This is a genomic window from Streptococcus oralis (assembly GCF_965111685.1).
Taxonomy (GTDB): Bacteria; Bacillota; Bacilli; order Lactobacillales; family Streptococcaceae; genus Streptococcus; species Streptococcus oralis_B.
Map to the genome: position 1 here is coordinate 324,181 of NZ_OZ217340.1, position 24,321 is coordinate 348,501.

Consider the following 24,321-nt stretch of genomic DNA (forward strand, 5'->3'; position numbering starts at 1 on the left):
GAAAGAAGATGGTGTGACCATCTTCTTTTTAATTTAATTTATAAATATGTGGAATATTTCTATAAATAAAAAGAAAAAAGAGTAAATATTTGCATCTTGCCTTGTAAAGTGCTAGTATAAGAAGTAACGACTAAATTTAGATAAGGAAAGGGATTAAAATGAAAAATAAAAAAGAAGTCTATGGATTTCGTAAAAGCAAAGTTGCGAAAACTTTGTGTGGTGCTGTTTTAGGAACTGCTTTAATTGCTTTTGCGGACAAAGCTGTATTTGCTGATGAAGTTACAGAGACAACTAGTACAAGTACGGTTGAGGTAGCTACTACAGGAAACCCGGCCACAAATTTACCTGAAGCTCAGGGTGAAATGAGCCAAGTTGCCAAAGAAAGCCAAGCTAAGGCTGGTACTAAAGACTCAGCTTTGCCAGTAGAAGTATCATCAGCTGATTTGGATAAAGCAGTTGCTGATGCAAAATCCGCAGGAGTTAAGGTAGTTCAAGATGAAACAAAAGACAAAGGAACAGCCACAACTGCTACAGAGAATGCTCAAAAACAAGATGAGATTAAAAGCGACTATGCTAAACAGGCTGAAGAAATAAAGACAACGACTGAAGCATATAAAAAGGAAGTCGCAGCTCATCAGGCTGAAACAGATAAAATCAATGCTGAAAACAAAGCAGCGGATGACAAGTATCAAAAAGATCTAAAAAGTCATCAAGAAGAAGTTGAAAAAATCAACACTGCCAATGCAACAGCTAAATCAGAATATGAGGCTAAGCTAGCACAATATCAAAAAGATTTAGCAACTGTCAAAAAAGCAAACGAAGATAGTCAACAGGATTATCAAAATAAACTTTCAGCTTACCAGACAGAATTAGCTCGTGTTCAAAAAGCGAATGCTGAAGCTAAAGAGGCATATGATAAAGCAGTAAAGGAAAATACTGCAAAAAATGCAGCGCTTCAAGCTGAAAATGAAGCGATTAAGCAACGTAATGAAACTGCCAAAGCAAACTATGACGCAGCGATGAAGCAGTATGAAGCAGACCTTGCAGCTATTAAGAAAGCCAAGGAAGATAATGATGCTGATTATCAAGCTAAATTAGCAGCTTACCAAGCAGAGCTGGCTCGTGTTCAAAAGGCAAATGCTGATGCTAAAGCAGCCTATGAAAAGGCAGTTGAAGAAAACACAGCTAAAAATACAGCCATTCAAGCTGAAAATGAAGCCATTAAGCAACGTAATGAGACGGCTAAAGCGACTTATGAAGCAGCATTGAAGCAATATGAAGCAGATTTGGCGGCAGTTAAGCAAGCAAATGCTACCAATGAAGCTGACTACCAAGCTAAGCTAGCCAAATACCAGACAGAACTAGCTCGCGTTCAAAAAGCAAATGCTGATGCTAAAGCAGCTTATGAGAAGGCCGTTGAAGACAACAAGGCAAAAAATGCAGCGCTCCAAGCCGAAAACGAAGAAATCAAGCAACGGAATGCCGCAGCTAAAACTGACTATGAAGCAAAATTAGCAAAATATGAAGCAGATCTTGCCAAATATAAGAAAGAGTTGGCTGAGTATCCGGCTAAGTTGAAGGCTTATGAAGATGAGCAGGCCAAAATTAAGGCAGCACTTGTAGAACTTGAAAAGAATAAAGATCAAGATGGTTACTTGTCTAAGCCATCTGCTCAGAGCTTGGTTTATGATTTAGAACCGAATGCTCAACTTGACCTCAAAACAGAAGGAAAACTTCTTACAGCAGCAGCTGTTGATGAAGCCTTTAAGAAAGACACAGTCCAGTATGGTAAAAAGAATCTTCAGTTAGATAACCTGAATGTCAAGGATTTGGAAAACGGTGCTACTACTTCTTCAGTAGAATTGTATGGGAACATCAATAACAAATCTGACTGGACCACCAATGTAGGGAATAAAACTGAAGTTAAATGGGGATCTGTTCTTCTAGAACGTGGTCAAAGCGTAACAGCGACTTATACCAACCTTCAAAATTCCTACTACAACGGTAAAAAGATTTCGAAGATTGTTTACAAATATACTGTAGATCCTTCTTCGCAATTTAAAAATCCTAGTGGAAAAGTTTGGTTGGGAATCTTTACCGACCCTACTCTAGGAGTCTTTGCTTCAGCCTATACGGGTCAAGTAGAAAAAGATACTTCGCTTTTCATTAAAAATGAATTCACCTTCTATGATGAAAATGATCAGCCAATTAATTTTGACAACGCCCTTCTTTCTGTAGCCTCACTTAACCGTGAGCATAACTCTATTGAGATGGCCAAGGATTATAGTGGTAAGTTTATCAAAATCTCAGGTTCATCCATTGGTGAAAAGAATGGCATGATTTATGCTACTGAAACCTTGAACTTTAAACAAGGACAGGGTGGGGCACGTTGGACAATGTATCCAAATGGTCAGCCAGGTTCTGGTTGGGATAGCTCTGATGCACCAAACTCTTGGTATGGTGCAGGGGCTATTAGTATGTCAGGCCCTAATAATTACGTTACGGTTGGTGCAACGTCTGCTACTAATGTGATGCCTGTAGCGGAAATGCCTCAAGTACCTGGAAGAGACAATACTGAAGGTAAAAAACCAAACATTTGGTACTCACTCAATGGTAAAATTCGTGCGGTCAACGTTCCGAAAATTACTAAGGAAAAACCAACTCCACCGGTAGCACCAACTGAACCACAAGCTCCTACTTATGAAGTGGAAAAACCATTGGAGCCAGCACCAGTAGTACCAACATATGAAAATGAGCCAACTCCGCCAGTTAAGACTCCAGATCAACCAGAGCCGTCAAAACCGGAAGAGCCAACATATGAGACAGAGAAACCATTGGAACCAGCTCCAGTAGCACCAAACTACGAAAATGAGCCAACTCCACCGGTAAAAACTCCAGATCAACCAGAGCCATCAAAACCAGAAGAGCCAAATTATGATCCATTGCCAACTCCACCGCTAGCACCAACTCCTAAGCAGTTGCCAACTCCACCAGTGGTACCGACAGTTCATTTCCACTATAGCAGTTTATTAGCTCAGCCTCAGATTAATAAAGAAATCAAGAATGAGGATGGTGTAGATATTGACCGGACATTGGTTGCTAAACAGTCAATTGTTAAGTTTGAATTGAAAACTGAAGCCTTGACAGCTGGACGTCCAAAAACTACTTCATTTGTATTGGTAGATCCGCTTCCAACTGGTTATAAGTTTGACTTGGATGCAACTAAGGCTGCAAGTACAGGCTTTGATACAACTTATGATGAAGCAAGTCATACTGTAACCTTTAAGGCGACTGACGAGACATTGGCAACATACAATGCTGACTTAACTAAACCTGTTGAGACTCTTCATCCAACGGTTGTTGGTCGAGTATTGAACGATGGGGCAACTTATACGAATAACTTCACTTTGACAGTCAATGATGCTTATGGTATTAAGTCAAATGTTGTTCGTGTAACGACTCCTGGTAAACCAAATGATCCTGATAATCCAAATAACAACTATATTAAGCCAACGAAAGTAAATAAGAATAAAGAAGGCCTTAATATCGATGGAAAAGAAGTTTTAGCTGGTTCAACCAACTACTACGAATTAACATGGGATTTGGATCAATATAAGGGTGATAAATCTTCTAAGGAAGCAATCCAAAACGGCTTCTACTATGTAGATGATTATCCAGAGGAAGCATTAGATGTTCGTCCTGATTTGATTAAGGTTGCAGATGAAAAAGGAAATCAAGTATCAGGTGTCAGCGTTCAAAAATATGACAGTCTAGAAGCTGCTCCTAAGAAAGTTCAAGACTTGTTGAAGAAAGCTAACATTACTGTTAAGGGTGCTTTCCAACTCTTCTCTGCTGATAATCCAGAAGAATTTTACAAGCAATATGTAGCAACTGGAACATCATTAGTCATTACAGATCCGATGACTGTTAAGTCTGAATTTGGTAAGACAGGTGGTAAGTATGAAAACAAGGCCTATCAAATTGATTTTGGAAATGGCTATGCTACAGAAGTAGTGGTTAACAACGTACCGAAAATCACACCGAAAAAAGACGTAACAGTAAGTCTAGATCCAACTAGTGAAAATCTGGATGGTAAAACGATTCAATTTTATCAAACGTTTAACTATCGTTTGATTGGTGGCCTCATTCCACAAAATCATTCAGAGGAATTAGAAAATTACAACTTTGTGGATGATTATGACCAAGCTGGTGATCAGTATACTGGTAATTACAAGACATTCAGCTCTCTGAACTTGACAATGAAAGATGGTTCAGTGATTAAGGCAGGTACAGATCTAACATCTCAAACAACTGCTGAAACAGATGCTGCAAATGGTATTGTAACTGTTCGTTTCAAGGAAGAATTCTTACAAAAGATTAGTTTGGATTCACCATTCCAAGCTGAAACCTACCTTCAAATGCGCAGAATTGCTATTGGAACATTTGAAAATACTTATGTAAATACTGTTAATAAGGTTACTTATGCATCTAACACAGTACGTACAACAACTCCAATACCAAGAACTCCAGACAAACCGACACCAATTCCAACGCCAAAACCAAAGGATCCAGACAAACCTGAGACACCAAAAGAACCAAGAGTTCCTAGTCCAAAAGTTGAAGATCCTTCAGCACCAATTCCTGTTTCTGTTGGTAAAGAAAAAACTACACTTCCAAAAACAGGTACAAATGATTCAAGCTACATGCCATATCTTGGTCTAGCAGCTTTAGTAGGAGTTTTAGGACTTGGTCAGTTGAAACGTAAAGAAGATGAAAGCAAGTAAGCTCTAAAAGTTAAATAGAAAAGAGGGACTCTGTTTCCTCTTTTTTAGGCTCATTGTCAACTGTAGTGGGTTGAAGAAAAGATAAGCTCGAGAAAGGACAAATTTCGTCCTTTCTTTTTTGATATTCAGAGTGATGAAAATTCGTTCTTGAAGTTTTCAAAGTTCCGAAAACCAAAGGCATTGCGTTTGATAAGTTTGATGAGATTATTAGTCGCTTCCAATTTTGCGTTGGAATAGGATAACTGAAGGGCATTGACGATTTTCCCTTTGTCCTTTATAAATGTTTTAAAGACAGTCTGAAAAAGAGAATAAACCTTCTTTATATTGTCTTCAATGAGTCCGAAAAATTTCTCTGGTTCCTTATTCTGAAAGTGAAAAAGCAAGAGTTGATAGAGAGGATAGTGGTGTTTCAAGTCTTCTGAATAGCTCAAAAGCTTGTCTAGGATTTCTTTATTGGTTAAGTGCATACGAAAAGTAGGTCTATAAAAACGCTTATCACTGAGTTTACGACTATCCTGTTGAAAGAGCTTCCAGTAGCGCTTGATAGCTTGTGTTCTGCCCTCAAGAACAGTGATGATATTGGGCTTTTCAAAATCTTGCGCAATGAAACTCATCTTTCCCTTAGTGAAGGCATACTCATCCCAGGACATAATCTCAGGCAGACGAGAAAAATCATGCTTAAAACGGAAGTCATTGAGTTTGCGAATGACAGTTGAAGTTGAAATAGACAGCTGATGGGCAATGTCAGTCATAGAAGTCTTTTCAATTAGCTTCTGGGCAATCTTTTGGTTGATGATACGAGGGATTTGGTGATTTTTCTTGACTATAGGAGTCTCAGTGACCATCTTCTTTTTAATTTGATTTATAAACATAAAGAGTAAATATTTGTATCTTGCCTTGTAAAGTGTTAATATAAGAAGTAACGACTAAATTTAGATAAGGAAAGGGATTATAATGAAAAATAAAAAAGAAGTCTATGGATTTCGTAAAAGCAAAGTTGCGAAAACTTTGTGTGGTGCTGTTTTAGGAACTGCTTTGATTGCTTTTGCAGACAAAGCAGTATTTGCTGATGAAGTTACAGAGACAACTAGTACAAGTACGGTTGAGGTAGCTACTACAGGAAACCCAGCCACAAATTTACCTGAAGCTCAGGGTGAAATGAGCCAAGTTGCCAAAGAAAGCCAAGCTAAGGCTGGTACTAAAGACTCAGCTTTGCCAGTAGAAGTATCATCAGCTGATTTGGATAAAGCAGTTGCTGATGCAAAATCCGCAGGAGTTAAGGTAGTTCAAGATGAAACAAAAGACAAAGGAACAGCCACAACTGCTACAGAGAATGCTCAAAAACAAGATGAGATTAAAAGCGACTATGCTAAACAGGCTGAAGAAATAAAGACAACGACTGAAGCATATAAAAAGGAAGTCGCAGCTCATCAGGCTGAAACAGATAAAATCAATGCTGAAAACAAAGCAGCGGATGACAAGTATCAAAAAGATCTAAAAAGTCATCAAGAAGAAGTTGAAAAAATCAACACTGCCAATGCAACAGCTAAATCAGAATATGAGGCTAAGCTAGCACAATATCAAAAAGATTTAGCAACTGTCAAAAAAGCAAACGAAGATAGTCAACAGGATTATCAAAATAAACTTTCAGCTTACCAGACAGAATTAGCTCGTGTTCAAAAAGCGAATGCTGAAGCTAAAGAGGCATATGATAAAGCAGTAAAGGAAAATACTGCAAAAAATGCAGCGCTTCAAGCTGAAAATGAAGCGATTAAGCAACGTAATGAAACTGCCAAAGCAAACTATGACGCAGCGATGAAGCAGTATGAAGCAGACCTTGCAGCTATTAAGAAAGCCAAGGAAGATAATGATGCTGATTATCAAGCTAAATTAGCAGCTTACCAAGCAGAGCTGGCTCGTGTTCAAAAGGCAAATGCTGATGCTAAAGCAGCCTATGAAAAGGCAGTTGAAGAAAACACAGCTAAAAATACAGCCATTCAAGCTGAAAATGAAGCCATTAAGCAACGTAATGAGACGGCTAAAGCGACTTATGAAGCAGCATTGAAGCAATATGAAGCAGATTTGGCAGCAGTAAAGAAAGCCAACGAAGACAGTGAAGCTGACTACCAAGCTAAGCTAGCCAAATACCAGACAGAACTAGCTCGCGTTCAAAAAGCAAATGCTGATGCAAAAGCAGCCTATGAAAAGGCTGTTGAAGACAACAAGGCAAAAAATGCAGCGCTCCAAGCCGAAAACGAAGCAATCAAGCAACGGAATGCCGTGGCTAAAACAGATTATGAAGCTAAATTAGCAAAATATGAAGCTGATCTTGCCAAATATAAGAAAGATTTAGCAGCTTATACTGCAGCACTCGCAGAAGCGGAGAGTAAAAAGAAGCAAGATGGTTATCTTTCAGAGCCAAGATCACAATCGTTGAACTTTAAATCAGAACCAAATGCAATACGAACAATTGATTCATCTGTACATCAATATGGGCAGCAGGAATTGGATGCTTTGGTAAAATCATGGGGGATTTCGCCAACAAATCCTGATAGGAAAAAATCTACAGCATATTCATATTTCAATGCAATCAATTCGAATAACACTTATGCAAAGCTTGTATTAGAAAAGAATAAACCAGTCGATGTTACCTATACTGGTCTAAAAAATTCAAGTTTTAATGGTAAGAAAATTTCAAAAGTAGTTTACACTTACACATTAAAAGAAACAGGTTTTAACGATGGAACCAAAATGACTATGTTTGCCTCGAGTGATCCAACTGTGACAGCATGGTATAATGATTATTTTACTTCTACAAACATTAATGTAAAAGTCAAGTTTTATGATGAAGAAGGTCAACTTATGAATCTCACAGGAGGATTAGTTAATTTTTCATCTCTAAATAGAGGTAACGGTAGTGGGGCAATTGATAAAGATGCAATTGAAAGTGTTAGAAACTTTAACGGTCGATATATTCCAATTTCTGGTTCATCTATCAAGATTCATGAAAATAACTCTGCTTATGCAGATTCATCAAATGCAGAAAAATCGCGAGGGGCTCGTTGGAATACATCGGAATGGGATACAACCTCTAGTCCAAATAATTGGTACGGTGCTATTGTCGGTGAAATAACTCAATCGGAGATTAGCTTTAATATGGCTTCTTCTAAAAGTGGAAATATTTGGTTTGCTTTCAATTCAAACATTAATGCAATTGGGGTTCCGACGAAACCTGTTTCACCAACAGCTCCAACTCAACCAATGTATGAGACAGAGAAACCATTGGAACCAGCTCCAGTAGCACCAAGCTATGAAAACGAGCCAACTCCGCCAGTTAAGACTCCAGATCAACCGGAGCCATCAAAACCAGAAGAGCCAACATATGAGACAGAGAAGCCATTGGAGCCAGCACCAGTAGCACCAACATATGAAAATGAGCCAACTCCACCGGTAAAAACTCCAGATCAACCGGAGCCATCAAAACCAGAAGAGCCAACATATGAGACAGAGAAACCATTGGAGCCAGCACCAGTAGCACCAACATATGAAAATGAGCCAACACCACCGGTAAAAACTCCAGACCAACCAGAGCCATCAAAACCAGAAGAGCCAAATTATGATCCATTGCCAACTCCACCGCTAGCACCAACTCCTAAGCAGTTACCGACTCCACCAGTTGTACCGACAGTTCATTTCCACTATAGCAGTTTATTAGCTCAGCCTCAGATTAATAAAGAAATTAAGAATGAGGATGGTGTAGATATTGACCGGACATTGGTTGCTAAACAGTCAATTGTTAAGTTTGAATTGAAAACTGAAGCCTTGACAGCTGGACGTCCAAAAACTACTTCATTTGTATTGGTAGATCCGCTTCCAACTGGCTATAAGTTTGACTTGGATGCAACTAAGGCTGCAAGTACAGGCTTTGATACAACTTATGATGAAGCAAGTCATACTGTAACCTTTAAGGCGACTGACGAGACATTGGCAACATACAATGCTGACTTAACTAAACCTGTTGAGACTCTTCATCCAACGGTTGTTGGTCGAGTATTGAACGATGGGGCAACTTATACGAATAACTTCACTTTGACAGTCAATGATGCTTATGGTATTAAGTCAAATGTTGTTCGTGTAACGACTCCTGGTAAACCAAATGATCCTGATAATCCAAATAACAACTATATTAAGCCAACGAAAGTAAATAAGAATAAAGAAGGCCTTAATATCGATGGAAAAGAAGTTTTAGCTGGTTCAACCAACTACTACGAATTAACATGGGATTTGGATCAATATAAGGGTGATAAATCTTCTAAGGAAGCAATCCAAAACGGCTTCTACTATGTAGATGATTATCCAGAGGAAGCATTAGATGTTCGTCCTGATTTGATTAAGGTTGCAGATGAAAAAGGAAATCAAGTATCAGGTGTCAGCGTTCAAAAATATGACAGTCTAGAAGCTGCTCCTAAGAAAGTTCAAGACTTGTTGAAGAAAGCTAACATTACTGTTAAGGGTGCTTTCCAACTCTTCTCTGCTGATAATCCAGAAGAATTTTACAAGCAATATGTAGCAACTGGAACATCATTAGTCATTACAGATCCGATGACTGTTAAGTCTGAATTTGGTAAGACAGGTGGTAAGTATGAAAACAAGGCCTATCAAATTGATTTTGGAAATGGCTATGCTACAGAAGTAGTGGTTAACAACGTACCGAAAATCACACCGAAAAAAGACGTAACAGTAAGTCTAGATCCAACTAGTGAAAATCTGGATGGTAAAACGATTCAATTTTATCAAACGTTTAACTATCGTTTGATTGGTGGCCTCATTCCACAAAATCATTCAGAGGAATTAGAAAATTACAACTTTGTGGATGATTATGACCAAGCTGGTGATCAGTATACTGGTAATTACAAGACATTCAGCTCTCTGAACTTGACAATGAAAGATGGTTCAGTGATTAAGGCAGGTACAGATCTAACATCTCAAACAACTGCTGAAACAGATGCTGCAAATGGTATTGTAACTGTTCGTTTCAAGGAAGAATTCTTACAAAAGATTAGTTTGGATTCACCATTCCAAGCTGAAACCTACCTTCAAATGCGCAGAATTGCTATTGGAACATTTGAAAATACTTATGTAAATACTGTTAATAAGGTTACTTATGCATCTAACACAGTACGTACAACAACTCCAATACCAAGAACTCCAGACAAACCGACACCAATTCCAACGCCAAAACCAAAGGATCCAGACAAACCAACACCAACACCAACGCCAAAACCAAAGGATCCAGACAAACCTGAGACACCAAAAGAACCAAGAGTTCCTAGTCCAAAAGTTGAAGATCCTTCAGCACCAATTCCTGTTTCTGTTGGTAAAAAATTAACTACACTTCCAAAAACAGGTACAAATGATTCAAGCTACATGCCATATCTTGGTCTAGCAGCTTTAGTAGGAGTTTTAGGACTTGGCCAGTTGAAACGTAAAGAAGATGAAAGCAAGTAAGCTCTAAAAGTTAAATAGAAAAGAGGGACTCTGTTTCCTCTTTTTTATAGCCCTAAATTAAAAACGCTTCCTATTGATTTTCACTCATAAAATCAACTAATTTATGTTAAAATGGTAGTAGAAAGTTGAGATTATGAGTTATTTTAAAAAATATAAATTTGATAAGTCACAGTTCAAGCTTGGTATGCGAACCTTTAAAACGGGGATTGCCGTATTTATAGTTCTCTTGATTTTTGGTTTTTTTGGCTGGAAGGGGCTTCAAATCGGAGCATTGACAGCGGTCTTCAGTCTACGAGAGAGCTTTGATAAGAGTGTCCATTTTGGAACTTCGCGTATCTTGGGAAATAGTATTGGCGGTTTTTACGCCCTTGTCTTTTTCCTCTTAAACACTTTATTTCATGGAGCCTTTTGGGTAACCTTACTAGTTGTTCCAATTTGCACCATGTTAACCATTATGACAAATGTAGCCATGAACAATAAGGCAGGAATTATTGGTGGTGTAGCGGCTATGTTGATTATTACCCTATCAATACCAAGCGGAGAAACATTTTTGTACGTGTTTGCACGCGTATTTGAAACATTTATGGGAGTTTTTGTCGCAATCCTTGTGAATTATGATATTGAGCAACTGAAGCTCTTTTGGGAGAAAAAAAGAAAATAATGTTACATTTTATGACATTATTCGTTGACGTATGTCTTTTTTTAGACTATAATAGACAGGAAGAAGGAAATTGTAAATGAAGGAAAGAGAATTTCGCCGAAATATGGCTGTTTTTCCTATTGGCAGTGTTATGAAATTGACCGATCTCTCGGCGCGTCAGATTCGTTATTATGAAGATCAAGAGTTGATAAAGCCTGATCGAAACGAAGGAAACCGTCGCATGTATTCCTTGAATGACATGGATCGTCTGCTTGAAATCAAAGATTATATCTCTGAAGGTCATAATATTGCTGCGATTAAGAAAAAATATGCTGAACGTGAGGCGAAGTCCAAGAAAACCGTGAGTCAGACGGAAGTGCGTCGTGCACTTCACAATGAACTCCTCCAGCAGGGGCGCTTTGCTTCAGTACGGTCACCCTTTGGTCGCGGTTAGGCAATCGCAAGTAGTCATATATTAAGGAGAAAACCCATGCCAATCACAGCTACAGATATTCGTCGTGAAGTCAAGGAAAAAAATGTTACCTTTATCCGTCTCATGTTTTCAGATATTCTGGGAACCATGAAAAACGTCGAAATTCCTGCTACAGATGAACAGTTAGATAAGGTCTTGTCAAACAAAGCCATGTTTGATGGCTCTTCTATTGAAGGTTTTGTACGTATCAATGAGTCAGATATGTACTTGTACCCAGACTTGGATACATGGACAGTCTTTCCTTGGGGAGATGAAAATGGAAGTGTTGCAGGTTTGATCTGTGATGTCTATACAACAGAAGGAGAACCCTTTGCAGGTGACCCTCGTGGTAATCTGAAGCGTGCACTTCGTCATATGGAAGAAGTAGGATTCAAATCCTTCAACCTTGGTCCAGAACCAGAATTCTTCCTATTTAAGCTAGATGAAAATGGCGATCCAACACTTGAAGTAAATGACAAGGGTGGTTACTTCGACTTGGCGCCTACTGACCTTGCAGACAATACGCGTCGTGAAATCGTGAATGTCTTGACCAAAATGGGATTTGAAGTAGAAGCGAGTCACCACGAGGTTGCGGTTGGACAACATGAAATTGACTTCAAGTATGATGAAGTCCTCCGTGCCTGTGACAAGATTCAAATCTTTAAACTTGTTGTTAAAACTATTGCTCGCAAACATGGTCTTTACGCAACCTTTATGGCAAAACCAAAATTTGGTATTGCCGGATCAGGTATGCACTGTAATATGTCCTTGTTTGATGTAGAAGGAAACAATGCCTTCTTTGATCCAAATGATCCAAAAGGAATGCAGTTGTCTGAAACAGCCTACCATTTCCTTGGTGGTTTGATCAAGCATGCTTACAACTATACTGCTATCATGAACCCAACAGTTAACTCATACAAACGTTTGGTTCCAGGTTATGAAGCGCCTGTTTACATTGCTTGGGCTGGTCGTAATCGTTCGCCACTTGTGCGCGTACCAGCTTCACGCGGTATGGGAACTCGTCTTGAGTTGCGTTCAGTGGACCCAATGGCAAACCCATATATCGCTATGGCGGTTCTTTTGGAAGTTGGATTGCATGGTATTGAAAACAAAATCGAAGCACCAGCTCCTATCGAAGAAAATATCTACATCATGACAGCAGAAGAGCGTAAGGAAGCTGGAATTACCGATCTTCCATCAACTCTTCATAACGCCTTAAAAGCTTTGACAGAAGATGAAGTGGTCAAGGCAGCCCTAGGTGAACACATCTACACTAGCTTCCTTGAAGCCAAACGTATCGAGTGGGCTAGCTATGCAACCTTCGTTTCACAATGGGAAGTTGATAATTATCTTGACTTATATTAAGAACATAAAAAAAGATTGTCTGAGTGGACAATCTTTTCTTATTATTGCAAATATTTAAATGTATTTTGATGTTGTTTTTGGTATATATAACATAGTAAATTGCGAAAAAATGGATTATTTGTTGGACTGATTAAAAAATAATAATATTCTGAAAAAACTCATAATAAGAATCCCGTAATCCTATCTCATGAATCTCTCCAACGTATGAAATAGTAGGTTTTTAACATTCTGAAAAAAAGTTTACAATTTGAAAACATATTTCTTGAAATACTAGTTAGTAAATGATAAAATATCATTTGACATGAATGAGGTTTAGCTCTCGTTTTTATAGGTTGATATATTATTTACTTGAAACTTATTCATGATGTTTTACTCTTATAAGAAAGGAGATTTTGTGTAGAGAGACATATGGTCGTTTCCGTTTTAAGAGATGGAAGTCACCATAGGTTTAACGGTGGGTTTAATTTATATCACTAGACCCACTAAGGATGAAGATATAGGTGCATCTTCCGTTTTGCAATCAACTTCAAGTGATGAGAACAATTCAGCTTTGAGTTTAAAAGGTTAACAACTTCCAGAATTTAAAATGACCTCTCAAAATGGAAAATTGACTGCTATCTCGGAACTGTATGATAAACCTATGTTAGTTGTCGAATGGGCTAGTTGGTGTCCGCATTGCCAGAAACAACTACCCATTGTTCAGCAGATGTATGAAAAGTATGGAGATCAAATTCATTTTGTTCTTCTGAATATGAACGAACCAGGAAAAGAAACAAAGGAAACTGCTGATCAGTATATCAAAGAAAAAGGATATACTTTCCCGTATTATTATGACGAAGATCAGTCCGCAGCCGATCTTTTACAGGTTCAAACCATACCAAGTATGTATCTTGTGACAAAACAGCAACAGGTAAAGAATGTATTAGTAAATCATACCACTGCTGAAAATTCCTCGAAAGAGTTATAAGAACTGCTAGACTGACATACATCTAATTCAGAATAAAGGAGAAAGAAGAAATCGCAATAGGATTTCAAAGAAAACTATGAGAGATTTCATTAAAAAGGTCTCCATTCTGTTTATGATTCTGTTTCTCTCTGTGCCATTAGGATTGGCTGGACTGTTCCTTGCTCGAGGTGCATCAGCTGATGAAGGGGCTGCTAGACGAGTAGGAGAGAATACGGAAATTATCCAGAATGGATGTTATCGTAAGGTAAAGAAAACAGAAAAAACAAAGTGGACAGTTCCACGTAAACCGATCGACTTAGTTATTCTTCAGGATGCGAGTGGATCCTTTGAAAAAACTATTCCTAGTGTTAAGAATGCCTTGAAGCGTTTGACCACTTATGTGAAACCTGAACAGTACAATGAAACTGACCCACATTTAGTGAGTACAGGGGATCCAGATACGACTGACCGCGTCTTTGTTTCAGCTTACCAAGGATTAGATCAGGTTCGATATTTTGATAATGAAGACTTCACAGGAGCGATGGATACCTATACAAATGAGGGAATTACTGGTAAACATTATCAGTTTAGTTCAAGTGATTTAACATCAGATCAAAAATCTATTCATAGCTTTATTGATAATATTACTGTTGGAGGTGGAACTCCTACAGTTCCTGGTATTACGGATGCTCTTGCTGCTTACAACAGTCAAAAAGGAGAAATGAAAAATGGTCGTAAGACCGTATTCCTCCTTGTAACGGATGGTGTGGCCAATGGTTACCGTCTCCCAGATGGTAATGTTGTTATGGATAAAAGTTATGCCAGAACTTATAAGCTACAACCTGCATGGGGACTTGGTCAAAACTATTTCCCTGAAGCAGCGCAAGATATTGTCAGCCGTGCAAACGAATTAAAAGAGGCAGGAAATACCCTTAAGAATGCTGTTGGATCAGAAGGTTCTGTAGTTATTGGTTTCTGGGAGCGAGTAGCAGGGTTCACTGACCCATACTTCCAATATGGTTCTGCTTATTTGAATGGATTTGGAAGAACATTGAATATCGGTGACAACCGTTCAGTTCAAGGAATCTTCCATGATGCTCTTCAATCAATGGCTTCACCAGACAAAGTTGTGAACGGAAAGAACGTTTCTTTCTATGTTAATGAACAAAGCGATATCGACAAGTTCTCAAATCGAATTTTAGAATCGGTAGCTGCTGCGTTGATTAAGGAAGACATCAAGGGCGAGTTCACTGTTACACCTGGGTATAAGGTTGATGCTGTTCGAATCAATGGCAAGACGGTTGTTGAAAAAGTCACAGATCCATCAAAACAAATTCGTGGTCGAATCAATCAAGAAGGTGACAATGTCACAATCTATGTACCCGATAGTGTCTTCAACCCTGGAGATAACAATTTCGACTATGATTTGAGTAAGGAAGCACGTGCTCCTGAAACGAATGAAGAGGATGAAGTTGATCCGCCAGCTGATTACAAACCAACGAATGAAACAATTACAGTCCCTGAATTGACTGGTGTCTTCAAGACAGGTGAATTTACAACCCGTAAGATCGGTGGACGTAATGAAGAAGTTGAAGTTCAAAAACTCGAGTACTGTTACCCAAGTGTCACTAAGCAAATTACCGATGCAGATAAGAGTAATGACTTGGGAGAAATTGATGACCCGCTTGGTTTGACAAAGAAAAAAGCCTATTCTGCACAATTGTCAGACAAGGCAGAGGAGTTCACCTATACTCTTGATTACAACTTCAATAACGTAGCCTACGAATTTGAAAAGAACGTCATGTTGACAGACCCACTTGACTACCGTTTGGAAGTGGTTGAAAGTTCAGCTACTGGACCAAATGGAGAAAAATGGGCCACTCGTTTAGTTAGTCAAGATGATTCAGAAGGCAACTCTCAAAGTGTTGTGGTTGCGGATGTTCCTGCTAAAGGATCCAACTATAATTACTTGGTATTGAAGAAAGCTCAAATGACCATTAAGGTTCGTTTGAAAGAACAATACCGCAATAATCAATCAAGTAAAGAATTCATGGCTCTCCTTCAGGAAAGTAATGGATTTGGTCTCCTAAACCAAGGGAACATCATGTGGAATGGTGATGACAATCAACCAAACCAAGATGCACATGCCAAGACAGACACTAAACCAAGTACCATTCGCCGTTCAAATCCTGTTTATGTGAAACCACCAGTTGTAACAGAAATTACGAAGAAGGTTAATGACAAAGAACATGAAGATTTGAAGGCAGAAGAGGAACTCTTTGAGTACAAGGTGACGGCTCCATGGCCAGGTATTGCGGACAACTTTACGCTGACAGATACAGTTGTTCCAGAGTTAGAAGTTCAAGCAGATAGCTTAAATGTGAAACTCGGTGGAAAAGATAACACTGATTTGAAAGGTGTGACAACTGTTTCAGGTCAAACCGTTTCGTTGACACTAGACAAAACTAATCTTGAAAAAATCACTCGTAAAGTGAATCGCCGTAAGGTGAAAGACATTCAATATGTAGAATTAACCTTTAAAGCGAAAATCCGTAAAGGTGCTGATCTTTCTAAATACAAGAAAGATGGTCAAGTAAAAGTACCAAATACAGCGGATGTGATCTTGAATGATGTGAAACAAACCTCTAACGAAGTAACGGTTACCCCACCAAAACCAAAGGAACCGACTATTGATAAGAAAATCAATGAAAACTTGGATAGCTTCCAAACGTTTGATGGGCAACCATACAACTACAACATTACAACAGCAGTACCAAGTGATGTTGCTAATTACAAGAAATTTGTGATTCGTGATACACTAGATGCTAATTTGGCACTTGCAGGTGACGTAAGTATTAAAGGTTCTGCAGCTGCCCTCTTTGATATCCACACCAATGGCCAAGAGATTACGGCAACGGTGAAGGATGGTCAGTTTGGTGAACTTGCAAAATACTCAACTGTTGAACTAGTCATTCCTGCAAAAGTTAAAAATGGTGTGACAGGTACAACCATTGAAAACAAGGCTTCTATTTCCTTTACAAATGAGAATAATGTAGAGAAAGAAGTTGAAACGAAACCTGTCACTGTAACGCCACCTCCTGTAACGAAGAAGATCAATGAAACCCTTGATCACTTAGATATAGCGACAGGTCAAGCGTATAACTACAACATCAAGACAAAACTTCCAACCGATATTACAGATTACAAGAAATTTGTGATTACAGATACACTTGAAGGAGATTTGTCAGTTATCAATGAAACTTCAAGCAAACCAGTTATCAAAGGAGCAGCTGCAGCCTTCTTCGATGTAACAGTTGAGGGTCAAACCGTGACTGCAACGATGAAGGACTTTGCGAACGCTACAGACCTTGCTGGTCAAGAAGTTGAATTGATTATTCCGGCTAAGATCAATGATGGAGTGACTCGTATCAACATTCCAAATACTGCGAAGTTCAGCTTCACAGATAAGAACGATCATAGCGGAGAAAAAGAAACGAAACCAGTCACCGTAACGCCTCCATCAGAACCAGGTGTTGATAAGAAAATCAACGAAACATTGACAGAGGCAACAATCGGTGCAGAAACCGACTTTACTTATAATATCAAAGCGAAATTGCCAAATGATATTACAACGTACAAGTCCTTCGTTGTAACGGATACCTTGGATGAGAACTTGACTCCAGGTCAAGCTGAAATCAAGGGAGCGGCAGCGAAATTCTTCGATGTAACAGTTCAAGGTCAAACCGTGACTGCAACGATGAAGGATTTTGCGAATGCGGGTGACTACGGTAACCAAGAAGTAGAGCTCGTGATTCATGCCAAAGTGAAGAAAGGCTCAACTGTTCCATCTATTGAGAACAAAGCTAAGATTACATACACTAACAAGAATGACCAACAAGGTGAGAAAGAAACCAAGCCGGTTACAGTTACTCCACCACCAATCACTAAGAAAGTGAATGGTCAGGAACACGCAGATCTTGGTAAGTTATCAGAAGTCTTCACGTATACGATTGACTCAACGGTTCCACATGTGGCAGATACATTCACCATTTCAGATGATATCGTCAAAGAATTGGCATTTGAAGGAGAAGCAACGGTCACTGTTGATGGCCAAGCTGTTCAAGACCTCACTGTAACAACAGAAGGTCAACGTTTGACGGTCACATTTGGTAAAGAGCAAGTGAAACAATATGCTGGTAAAGCTGTACAAGTTTCATTTAAGGCTAAGGTGAAGGAAGGCATTACCTTTGATGCACTCTTAGCAGCTTATCCAAATGAATCAAAAGACAAGCCGGTAGTACCAAATACTGCTAGCTACATCATTAATGATAATCCTGATTCTAAGAAAGAATCAAAACCAGTTACAGTTACACCACCACCAACCACTACTCCAGAGCTTAAGAAGGAAGTAAACGGAGCAGAACGTTACGATCTTGCAAAACGTAATGAAGAATTTACTTATACTTTGAAAACAACAATGCCTGCCAGCGCAACTGTGTTTGAGATGACAGACGAGTTGAAAGAAGTTTTAGAATTTGTTGGTGAGAATGCTTCAGCTACTGTTAAACTTGATGGTGAGGATGCAGGATCGAAGGCGACAGTGACACTTTCTGGTCAAGTAATCAAAGTTGCCTTTACAGAAGCTTCTGTAAAAGCAGATGCCGGTAAGTCTATTGAAGTGAATTTCAAGGCTAAGATTAGAGATAATGCCAACTTATCCGCTTATGTGAATAAAGATGGTAAGACTGAAATTCCGAATAAGGCTTCTTATGATATTGATCATAATCCAAAATACCACAAGGATTCAAATGAAGTTCCAGTAACGCCTCCAACACCAGAAGAGCCAGAAATCAAGAAAGATGTGAATGGCAAAGAAGCTGAAACTCTTGACAAACGCGATCAAGTCTTCACATATAATGTGAAAACAAGTGTAGCACAAGATGCGACAGCCTTCAGCGTAACCGATAAGATCGAAGATGTTCTTGAATTCGCAGGAACTTCAAGTGCTAAATTAAATGGTCAAGCGCTTGAAGCAAGTCAAATCAAGGTAGAAGGTCAAACCATTACCTTGACGCTTACAGAAGACCAAGTCAAAGCCAATGGCGGTCAAGCAGTTGAATTAACATTCGAAGCGAAGATCAAAGCCGGCGCGAACTTGTCTGCGTATGTGAAGGAAGACGGCCGTACACAGATTCCGAATAAGGCTTCTTATGACGCAAGCTTCCCACACAAACCAGGAGTGCACAAGGACTCTAACGAAGTCCCGGTAACGCCTCCAACACCAGAAGAGCCAGAAATCAAGAAAGATGTGAATGGCAAAGAAGCTGAAACTCTTGACAAACGCGATCAAGTCTTCACTTACAACGTGAAAACAACAGTAGCGCAAGATGCGACAGCCTTCGCAGTCACAGATACACTCGTAGACGTTCTTGAATTCGCAGGAACTTCAAGTGCTAAATTGAATGGTCAAGCGCTTGAAGCAAGTCAAATCAAGGTAGAAGGTCAAACCATTACCTTGACGCTTACAGAAGAACAAGTCAAAGCCAATGGCGGTCAAGCAGTTGAATTAACATTCGACGCGAAGATCAAAGCCGGTGCGAACTTGTCTGCGTATGTAACAGAAGATAAGTCAATCAAGGTTCCGAACAAGGCAGCTTACAAGGCAGATCTTCCAAACAAACCAGGCTTCACTAAGGATTCAAATGAAGTTCCAGTAACGCCTCCAACACCAGAAGAGCCAGAAATCAAGAAAGATGTGAATGGCAAAGAAGCTGAAACTCTTGACAAACGCGATCAAGTCTTCACTTACAACGTGAAAACAACAGTAGCGCAAGATGCGACAGCCTTCGCAGTCACAGATACACTCGTAGACATTCTTGAATTCGCAGGAACTTCAAGTGCTAAATTGAATGGTCAAGCGCTTGAAGCAAGCCAAATCAAGGTAGAAGGCCAAACCATTACCTTGACGCTTACAGAAGAACAAGTCAAAGCCAATGGCGGTCAAGCAGTTGAATTAACATTCGACGCGAAGATCAAAGCCGGCGCGAACTTGTCTGCGTATGTGAAGGAAGACGGCCGTACACAGATTCCGAATAAGGCTTCTTATGACGCAAGCTTCCCACACAAACCAGGAGTGCACAAGGACTCTAACGAAGTCCCGGTAACGCCTCCAACACCAGAAGAGCCAGAGATCAAGAAAGATGTTAACGGTAAGGCAGAAGAAACGCTCGCAAAACGTGATGATGTCTTCACATATAATGTGAAAACAACAGTAGCGCAAGATGCGACAGCCTTCAGCGTAACCGATAAGATCGAAGACGTTCTTGAGTTCGCAGGAACTTCAAGTGCTAAATTGAATGGTCAAGCGCTTGAAGCAAGTCAAATCAAGGTAGAAGGTCAAACCATTACCTTGACGCTTACAGAAGACCAAGTGAAAGCTAATGGCGGTCAAGCAGTTGAATTAACATTCGACGCGAAGATCAAAGCGGGTGCGAACTTGTCTGCGTATGTAACAGAAGATAAGTCAATCAAGGTTCCGAACAAGGCAGCTTACAAGGCAGATCTTCCAAACAAACCAGGCTTCACTAAGGATTCAAATGAAGTTCCAGTAACTCCACCGACTCCAGAAGAGCCAGAAATCAAGAAAGATGTGAATGGCAAAGAAGCTGAAACTCTTGACAAACGCGACCAAGTCTTCACATATAATGTGAAAACAAGTGTAGCGCAAGATGCGACAGCCTTCGCAGTCACAGATACACTCGTAGACGTTCTTGAATTCGCAGGAACTTCAAGTGCTAAATTGAATGGTCAAGCGCTTGACGCTAGCCAAATCAAGGTAGAAGGTCAAACCATTACCTTGACGCTTACAGAAGAACAAGTTAAAGCCAATGGCGGTCAAGCGGTTGAATTAACATTCGACGCGAAGATCAAAGCGGGTGCGAACTTGTCTGCTTACCTATCAGAAGATAAGACTGTGAAAGTTCCTAACAAGGCAGCTTACAAGGCAGATCTTCCAAACAAACCAGGCTTCACTAAGGACTCTAACGAAGTCCCAGTAACGCCTCCAACACCAGAAGAGCCAGAAATCAAGAAAGATGTGAATGGCAAAGAAGCTGAAACTCTTGACAAACGCGACCAAGTCTTCACATATAATGTGAAAACAAGTGTAGCGCAAGATGCGACAGCCTTCGCAGTCACAGATACACTCGTAGACGTTCTTGAATTCGCAGGAACTTCAAGTGCTAAATTGAATGGTCAAGCTCTTGATGCTAGCCAAATCAAGGTAGAAGGTCAAACCATTACCTTGACTCTTACAGAAGAACAAGTTAAAGCCAATGGCGGTCAAGCGGTTGAATTAACATTCGACGCGAAGATCAAAGCGGGTGCGAACTTGTCTGCTTACCTATCAGAAGATAAGACTGTGAAAGTTCCTAACAAGGCAGCTTACAAGGCAGATCTTCCAAACAAACCAGGCTTCACTAAGGACTCTAACGAAGTCCCAGTAACGCCTCCAACACCAGAAGAGCCAGAAATCAAGAAAGATGTGAATGGCAAAGAAGCTGAAACTCTTGACAAACGCGACCAAGTCTTCACATATAATGTGAAAACAAGTGTAGCGCAAGATGCGACAGCCTTCGCAGTCACAGATACACTCGTAGACGTTCTTGAATTCGCAGGAACTTCAAGTGCTAAATTGAATGGTCAAGCGCTTGACGCTAGCCAAATCAAGGTAGAAGGTCAAACCATTACCTTGACGCTTACAGAAGAACAAGTGAAAGCTAATGGCGGTCAAGCAGTTGAATTAACATTCGACGCGAAGATCAAAGCCGGCGCGAACTTGTCTGCTTATGTAACAGAAGATAAGTCAATCAAGGTTCCGAACAAGGCAGCTTACAAGGCAGATCTTCCAAACAAACCAGGCTTCACTAAGGACTCTAACGAAGTCCCAGTAACGCCTCCAACACCAGAAGAGCCAGAAATCAAGAAAGATGTGAATGGCAAAGAAGCTGAAACTCTTGACAAACGCGACCAAGTCTTCACATATAATGTGAAAACAAGTGTAGCGCAAGATGCGACAGCCTTCGCAGTCACAGATACACTCGTAGACGTTCTTGAATTCGCAGGAACTTCAAGTGCTAAATTGAATGGTCAAGCTCTTGATGCTAGCCAAATCAAGGTAGAAGGTCAAACCATTACCTTGACGCTTACAGAAGAACAAGTGAAAGCTAATGGCGGTCAAGCAGTTGAATTAACATTCGACGCGAAGATCAAAGCCGGCGCGAACTTGTCTGCTTATGTAACAGAAGATAAGTCAATCAAGGTTCCGAACAAGGCAGCTTACAAGGCAGATCTTCCAAACAAACCAGGCTTCACTAAGGATTCGAACGAAGTCCCAGTAACTCCACCGACTCCAGAAGAGCCAGAAATCAAGAAAGATGTCAATACTAAAGCTGAAGAAACCCTCGCTGATCGTGACCAAATTTTCACATACAACGTGAAAACAACAGTAGCGCAAGATGCGACAGCCTTCGCAGTCACAGATACACTCGTAGACGTTCTTGAATTCGCAGGAACTTCAAGTGCTAAATTGAATGGTCAAGCTCTTGACGCTAGCCAAATCAAGGTAGAAGGTCAAACCATTACCTTGACGCTTACAGAAGAACAAGTGAAAACCAATGGCGGTCAAGCAGTTGAGTTAACATTCGACGCTAAGATCAAAGCGGGAGCTGATTTGACTCCATATCTAACAGATCGTGGATTCACTGTTCCAAATACGGCTTCTTATGATGCGAACATTCCAAATAGACCAGGACTACACAAAGATTCAAATAAAGTTCCGGTTATCGTTCCAAAAGAACCAGAACCAGAAATTACGAAGAAAATCAACCGTACCTTGGACCACTTGGATGTCGAATACGATGCACCTTACATGTACAATGTCAATACAGCTTTACCAAAAGATATTGATAAGTACAAAGAGTTCACCGTAACAGATACACTTGAATCTGTTTTGGCAATCGCTGATACACCAGTAGCCTATGTGGACGGTCGTGATGCAAATGGAGCTCTTGAAACAAGTGTTGAAGGAAACACTGTCACTGTAAAAGTGAAAGATTTCGCTCGACTAAAAGGCTTCAAAGAGATTCAATTGTACATCCCAGCTAAACTCAAAGCGAATAGCGATTTGACTCCTTATAAGGACCAATTGGTACCAAACAAAGCAACTGTCAACTTCAAGGATGCCAATGGTCAATCTGGCAGCAAGGAATCAAAACCAGTAACGGTGAAACCGCGTGACCCAGAAAAACCAACAGATCCAACACCAGGTGAACCAGCTAAGTCTGTTGGACCAGAAGATGGGTCTAAACCTGGTAAAGAATACCGCTTGCCAAATGCAACAGATACTTTCCGCTTCGATATCACTACTCCGGTTCCAACGGATCCAGTAGATGAAAATGGAAATGCCAAGAAAGATCAATATGGTCGTCTTGTCAAGACAGATTTGACGAACTTCACGATCAGTGATGAAATCGATTCAGTTTTGAAAGTCAACAAAGACCGTATCGCTCTTAAAGTTGAAAATGCTCAGTTTGACAAGATCAAAGCAACTCTTCAAGCTCAACTTGAACAATCTGAGAAAGAACTCAAAGCTTTGACAGGCAAGTCAACAGAAGAGACTTCAACAGAGGATAACAGGAAGGAAGACCTAAAAGCAGCGGAAGCGAAAGTGGCTGAATTGAAAACGCAGTTGGAAGCAGCTAAGGCATCGCAACCAGCTAAGCCAGATGAAACTACAACACCAGCTACATCTGATTCTTCTGAAACAGAAGATAAGAAACCTGCAACTAGCGAGCCAAGTCAAGATCTTGCAAGCTTGGAAGCAGAGTTGAAAGCAGCTGAAGAAAACTTGGCTAAACTTCAAGCACCAGCGGAGAAAGAAGCAGAATTGGCACCAGCTGATAAGAAACAACAACAAGAGAAACTTGAAAATGAAATCAAGAACCTGAAAGAAGCTCAAACTAAGCTTCAAGCAGCTATTGAAAAATTGAGTAAGGTTTCAAATGATCGTGGTGAATTAGTAGGTAAAGAGTTGGAAGCAATTGCCACTGTTACTTACGATGAAGCTAAAAACATTGTAACTCTTGAAATCAGCGATAAAGATGTTCTTGAAGCCTTGAAGGGAAGTACCGTACGTCTTGTACTTTACACTAACTTCAAAGAAGGAACAGATTTTACACAATTCGCGACAGGTGTACCAAATACAGCAACAGTAAGCTTTAACCATAAACCAAAAACTACCAACAAGGTTGTGGTGTTCCCACCAACACCGGTAACACCACCGGTTCCGGTAACGCCACCGACACCGGTAACACCACCGGTTCCGGTAACGCCACCAACACCGGTAACACCACCGGTTCCGGTAACGCCACCAGCCCCAAATATCCCACCAGCAGAGGGGGATATTCCGAAAGAACCAACAGAACCAGGTGAAACATTACCAAATACGGGTTCTGAAGTTTCTACAGTTCTTGAAGTATTTGCAGCTCTTGCTGCAGGACTTGCAGGGCTTCTAGTTTGGAAGCGTAAAGCTGAACGTTAGTATCAT

The 24,321-nt window shown here is 40.0% G+C and carries 6 protein-coding genes and 2 pseudogenes; 7 read left to right on the top strand and 1 reads right to left on the bottom strand.

Going from position 1 to position 24,321, the window contains the following annotated elements; translation table 11 throughout:
- Positions 1-158 precede the first annotated feature (158 nt).
- Positions 159-4,784 carry an antigen I/II family LPXTG-anchored adhesin gene (locus tag ACLV7H_RS01805; protein ID WP_411866207.1) on the top strand — a complete coding sequence of 1,542 codons (4,626 nt, stop codon included), beginning with the start codon at positions 159-161 and terminating at the stop codon, positions 4,782-4,784.
- An 84-nt stretch (positions 4,785-4,868) separates the two neighbouring features.
- On the opposite strand, the pseudogene ACLV7H_RS01810 reads toward ACLV7H_RS01805, so the two are convergent.
- Positions 4,869-5,635 (bottom strand): annotated as a pseudogene (locus tag ACLV7H_RS01810) (transposase); the annotation flags it as partial.
- Between the two features lie 103 nt (positions 5,636-5,738).
- On the opposite strand from ACLV7H_RS01810, the gene ACLV7H_RS01815 reads away from it, so the two are divergent.
- The 6 genes and pseudogenes from ACLV7H_RS01815 (at position 5,739) to ACLV7H_RS01840 (ending at position 24,315) form a co-directional block, all read left to right on the top strand.
- On the top strand, positions 5,739-10,292 hold the full coding sequence (locus tag ACLV7H_RS01815) for an antigen I/II family LPXTG-anchored adhesin (protein WP_411866208.1): 4,554 nt from the start codon (positions 5,739-5,741) through the stop codon (positions 10,290-10,292).
- Between the two features lie 133 nt (positions 10,293-10,425).
- Entirely contained in the window at positions 10,426-10,953 is a 528-nt protein-coding gene (locus ACLV7H_RS01820) for an FUSC family protein (protein ID WP_045591748.1), read from the top strand.
- Between the two features lie 76 nt (positions 10,954-11,029).
- Positions 11,030-11,386, top strand: a complete 357-nt coding sequence (glnR, locus tag ACLV7H_RS01825) for a transcriptional repressor GlnR (RefSeq protein WP_045591749.1) — start codon at positions 11,030-11,032, stop codon at positions 11,384-11,386.
- 36 nt (positions 11,387-11,422) lie between these two features.
- Positions 11,423-12,769 carry a type I glutamate--ammonia ligase gene (gene glnA, locus ACLV7H_RS01830; RefSeq protein ID WP_045591751.1) on the top strand — a complete coding sequence of 449 codons (1,347 nt, stop codon included), beginning with the start codon at positions 11,423-11,425 and terminating at the stop codon, positions 12,767-12,769.
- A 430-nt stretch (positions 12,770-13,199) separates the two neighbouring features.
- A pseudogene (locus ACLV7H_RS01835) lies at positions 13,200-13,736 on the top strand (TlpA family protein disulfide reductase).
- Between the two features lie 76 nt (positions 13,737-13,812).
- On the top strand, positions 13,813-24,315 hold the full coding sequence (locus ACLV7H_RS01840) for an isopeptide-forming domain-containing fimbrial protein (RefSeq protein ID WP_411866209.1): 10,503 nt from the start codon (positions 13,813-13,815) through the stop codon (positions 24,313-24,315).
- Positions 24,316-24,321: the final 6 nt, after the last annotated feature.

Bases quoted from the DNA above. Each gene is read 5' to 3' on its own strand.
- ACLV7H_RS01805 (WP_411866207.1), top strand. From the start codon at position 159: ATGAAAAATAAAAAAGAAGTCTATGGATTTCGTAAAAGCAAAGTTGCG.
- ACLV7H_RS01815 (WP_411866208.1), top strand. From the start codon at position 5,739: ATGAAAAATAAAAAAGAAGTCTATGGATTTCGTAAAAGCAAAGTTGCG.
- ACLV7H_RS01820 (WP_045591748.1), top strand. From the start codon at position 10,426: ATGAGTTATTTTAAAAAATATAAATTTGATAAGTCACAGTTCAAGCTT.
- glnA (WP_045591751.1), top strand. From the start codon at position 11,423: ATGCCAATCACAGCTACAGATATTCGTCGTGAAGTCAAGGAAAAAAAT.
- glnR (WP_045591749.1), top strand. From the start codon at position 11,030: ATGAAGGAAAGAGAATTTCGCCGAAATATGGCTGTTTTTCCTATTGGC.
- ACLV7H_RS01840 (WP_411866209.1), top strand. From the start codon at position 13,813: ATGAGAGATTTCATTAAAAAGGTCTCCATTCTGTTTATGATTCTGTTT.